This is a genomic window from Aestuarium sp., from assembly GCF_023253315.1.
Taxonomy (GTDB): Bacteria; Pseudomonadota; Alphaproteobacteria; order Rhodobacterales; family Rhodobacteraceae; genus Marivivens; species Marivivens donghaensis.
Genome location: NZ_JALRGW010000047.1, coordinates 1 through 3,935 on the forward strand (window position 1 = coordinate 1; position 3,935 = coordinate 3,935).

Genomic DNA, 3,935 nt, shown 5'->3' on the forward strand with positions numbered 1-3,935 from the left:
AGAAGACGTCTTGGGCGCAGCCTTGCGCACCAATCCTTCGTTACGTGATCAGATGGAGATTGTCACCAAATGCGATATCGTGGCGCCCGTTGGTCGCTACGCAAATGCTCCGGTCAAATACTATGATACGTCGCGTTCACACATTCTGAAATCGGTTGATCTGTCGCTAGAAGCGATGGGGATAGATCATATCGACCTTTTGTTGATCCATCGTCCTGATCCTTTGATGGATCATCACGAAACGGGCATGGCATTGGATGAAGTCGTAAAGAACGGAAAGGTTCGCGCTGTTGGCGTGTCGAATTTCCGCCCTTGGGATTGGCAGTTACTGCAATCGGGCATGAAGACCCAGTTGGTGACGAACCAGATCGAGGTGTCTCTGTCTGCAATCTCGCCCTTTACGAACGGCGATGTAGCGTTCCACCAACAGCACGGTCAGCCGATCATGGCGTGGTCGCCTCTGGGTGGCGGGGCTTTGATGTCAGATGGTGGTCTTTTGGGGCAGCGTCTCGATGCGATCGCTTCTGCACGGGGTGTCGATCGCGCTGCGGTCGCCATTGCGTTCCTGTTGCGTCATCCCGCAAAGATTATGCCAGTCCTTGGTACGAATAATTTGGGTAGGATTGCTACGATTTCAGAAACCCTGAAGGTCGAGTTGGATCGCCCGACTTGGTTCTCTCTCTATGAGGCGGCGTTGGGGCAGGAGGTTCCATGACCGAACTTTTGCCGACCAAAACAATCCAGCATTTCGTTCCAAGTGAGCAAACACAGCGTTCGTTGCGCGACGCCTTTGGGCGGTTCGCAACGGGTGTGACTGTCGTGACAGTCGGCACGGATGAGGGACCAATCGCGATCACTGCGAACAGTTTCGCTTCGGTCTCAATGGAGCCGCCATTGGTGCTATGGTCTCCGCAAAAGTCGTCGAAGCGTTCGCAGTATTTCGTAAAAGCAGAGCATTTTGCGATCCATGTTCTGGCTGCGGATCAAGATGATCTGTGCTGGCGCGTCGCAAAAGACATGCATGCGCTTACCGGACTTGATTTGATCGAAAATTCGGAAGGTGTGCCTTTGATCGATGGCTGTCTCGCTCGGTTTGAATGCAGTCGGCACGCGGTTCATGACGGAGGAGATCACAACATAATTGTTGGAAGAGTGCTGCGCGCGGCCTTTGCTGAGGAAGGCGATGGGCTAGGCTTTTTCAAGGGGAAGATGAACCGGATTGAGACCCAATAGCCCGAGGAGGGGCGGGTAGCCGGACAAAAGAGTGATGGACACGGAATGTCCAGAGCAACCAAACGGGAGGAAACTATGAAAAAACTTACAGCTTCGACGGCTATGTCGATTGCTCTTTTTGCTGGCGCATCCGCTGCGTGGGCAGATGAGATTACTTTTCTATGCTACCAAGACGCCAACGAATGTGACGTGATTGCAGGTATGCTACCTGTGTTTACCGAACAGACTGGCCATACCGTGAAGCTGGAAACGGTTGGTTACGATGTCATCCGTGACCAATTGGAAAACCAGCTTCAAACAGATGCGGCGCCTGACGTTGCACGGGTTACAAACCTTGGCGGTTTGAACCAGTACTACCTTGATCTCGCACCCTATGTAGATGGCGCGGCATGGGAAGCATCCTATGGCGCAACACTGCCGTGGTTCCGTCAACCCGGCGGTGCCGATCAGGGCATTTACGGCTGGATGACGCAGCTCACCGTGACTGGTCCTTTCGTGAACGTATCCCTCTTTGAGGATGCGGGCGTCGACATGCCGGGTGACGGCGCGACCTGGGATGACTGGGCGGCTGCTCTGTTGGAGGTCAAAGAGGCAACTGGCATCACTGCAGGTCTTGCAATGGACCGCACGGCACACCGCTGGGCCGGTCCAGCGTTCAGCTATGGCGCAAAGTTCTTTGATGACAGCGGCAACCCGATCCTCGTCGACGACGGCTTCCGCAAATACGCAGAGGTCTTTGTAGGCTGGCACCAGAGTGGCCTAATGCCCGCAGAGGGTTGGCCGGCAGGCGAGGGCACTCAGTATCGCAACGCGGCTCCGCTGTTCCAGTCGGGCGACGTTGCTATGCATATGTCGGGTTCGTGGATGATCAACAGCTATGCTGAGAACATCTCTGATTTCGACTGGAAAGCTGTCCCTGCGCCGTGTGGTGATGGTGGCTGTGGCGCAATGCCCGGTGGTGCTGCTGTTGTAGCGTTCAAATCGACCAAATCGCCTGAGGCTGCTGCTGCATTGATCGACTTCCTTGCTGCCGAAGAAAACGCAGCGGCATTTGCTGCGCAGACAAAGAACATCACTGCGCATCAGGGCCTTCAGGAATCTGGTATTGATTATGCGGATGCGTCCCCTGCAGTCGCTGCGGCTTTGTCGGTCTTTGCGGCAAACGCAGGTAAAGCGGCTCAGACCACACCGCAGGCCTATACCTTCCAAGGCTACGCTAAGAACTTTGTCATCTATGGTGTGATCCCTGATTACATCACCAAAGCCATCACTGGCGAGATGACCTTGGACGAAGCACTGGCTGCCATCGACGCGGATGTTGCCGCGAAGATCGCAGAATAATCCAGCGGAGGCATTCGTATGACAGAGGCGCTTCACGCCGCTTTTGCGGGTGCCCCATGGCCACTTTATCTGCTGGTCTATCTACTCATCGGTTGGGCGCTTTTGCGCCCAACTGGCCCCTTATGGGACCGTGCAGTCAGCGTGATTGGCTGGCCGATTGAGATGACACAGAAGCTGGCAGGTGCGACGGGGCTCCCATACCTGTTTCTCTTGCCTAATATGTTGATCTTTGGGGCATTTACCTTTGCGCCCATGTTTATCAACTTCGGCTTCTCGGTCACCGAAGGCCAGTCAATCTTGTTTTCAGAACGCGATTGGGCGGGGTTAGATAACCTGCGTCGTTTGCTGGCTGAGACACAGATCGATACGGGCGCACCCAACCTCGAAGACGATAAATTCCTCGGTTCCGTCTACGCGACAGCTACATTTGTCGTGTTCCAAGTGCCAATCATGATCGCGGTTGCCTTGATATCTGCCTTGGCGCTGAACCGCAAAATTGTAGCCCGCGGGTTTTGGCGAGCAGTTTTTTTCTACCCAGTAATGCTGTCGCCGGTGGTTGTCGGCTTCTTGTGGTCTCTGATCCTGAAACGGCAAGGTGTGCTGTCACAAACCTTAATGATGTGGGGCTGGATTGATGAACCGATCCAATGGCTGACGGACCCATCTTGGACAATGTTCTGGTCCGTCTTTGTCTACACATGGGCACACCTTGGATTTTATATGTTGATCCTCCTTGCCGGGCTTCAGGCGATCCCCCGTGATGTCTATGAGGCGGCCGAGATGGACGGAACGTCGGCGTGGCGCCAGTTGACGCGGATCACCATTCCGCTCCTTGCGCCGACCCTACTGGTCGTGACGGTTCTTTCACTGATTAAAGCCTTCCAAGCCTTTGAAGAGCTTTACGCCATGTCGGTTCGGTGGACCTCTCTCGTGGGTTACATCTTCGAAGCATCAGGCCTTCGCGGACAACCAACAGCCAACGGATTGGGGATTGCGGCGATGGCATCGCTCTTGGTCGCGATTGTCTTGATCATCCTCTCCCTTCTCCAAGTTTACCTTTCGTCGAAATCGAGCAAAGCATGAACGCAGTAACCACTTTTCTAACGCGTAAAGCGGGCGGACAGCGGGCGAATTGGCTCGATTATCTGACCTATGCATATCTGCTGTCTGGGGTGTTGCTGATCCTCTTGCCGGTGGCGTGGCTGGCGCTCAATTCGTTGAAGTCCTCGTCGCAGCTGGAAAAACAGGATTTGTCGCTGCTGCCGACGTCGTTCGAAACCGTTGCACGGGCAACGGTGTCTTACCCAGACGGAAACCAGATATTCTTCATCCCAGATTTGCCGCAGTGGGTATTGAATTGG

4 protein-coding genes and 1 pseudogene are annotated in these 3,935 nt (G+C 54.5%); all 5 read left to right on the forward strand.

Going from position 1 to position 3,935, the window contains the following annotated elements:
- Positions 1 to 715 (forward strand): aldo/keto reductase (locus AC1QQ2_RS13690; protein WP_479713543.1); only part of this gene is annotated, 715 nt, incomplete at its 5' end.
- Positions 712 to 1,233 (forward strand): flavin reductase family protein, encoded by a 522-nt coding sequence (locus tag AC1QQ2_RS13695; RefSeq protein ID WP_479713544.1) that lies wholly within the window; start codon positions 712 to 714, stop codon positions 1,231 to 1,233. The genes AC1QQ2_RS13690 and AC1QQ2_RS13695, both read left to right, overlap by 4 nt.
- Positions 1,234 to 1,308: 75 nt before the next feature.
- A complete protein-coding gene (locus AC1QQ2_RS13700; RefSeq protein WP_479713545.1) occupies positions 1,309 to 2,574 on the forward strand; it encodes an ABC transporter substrate-binding protein in 1,266 nt (421 codons plus the stop codon).
- An 18-nt stretch (positions 2,575 to 2,592) separates the two neighbouring features.
- Positions 2,593 to 3,657, forward strand: a complete 1,065-nt coding sequence (locus tag AC1QQ2_RS13705) for a carbohydrate ABC transporter permease (protein ID WP_479713546.1) — start codon at positions 2,593 to 2,595, stop codon at positions 3,655 to 3,657.
- A pseudogene (locus tag AC1QQ2_RS13710) lies at positions 3,654 to 3,935 on the forward strand (carbohydrate ABC transporter permease); the annotation flags it as partial. The gene AC1QQ2_RS13705 and the pseudogene AC1QQ2_RS13710, both read left to right, overlap by 4 nt.

Coding starts and splice junctions, on each gene's coding strand:
- AC1QQ2_RS13695 (WP_479713544.1), top strand. CDS start 712: ATGACCGAACTTTTGCCGACCAAAACAATCCAGCATTTCGTTCCAAGT.
- AC1QQ2_RS13700 (WP_479713545.1), top strand. CDS start 1,309: ATGAAAAAACTTACAGCTTCGACGGCTATGTCGATTGCTCTTTTTGCT.
- AC1QQ2_RS13705 (WP_479713546.1), top strand. CDS start 2,593: ATGACAGAGGCGCTTCACGCCGCTTTTGCGGGTGCCCCATGGCCACTT.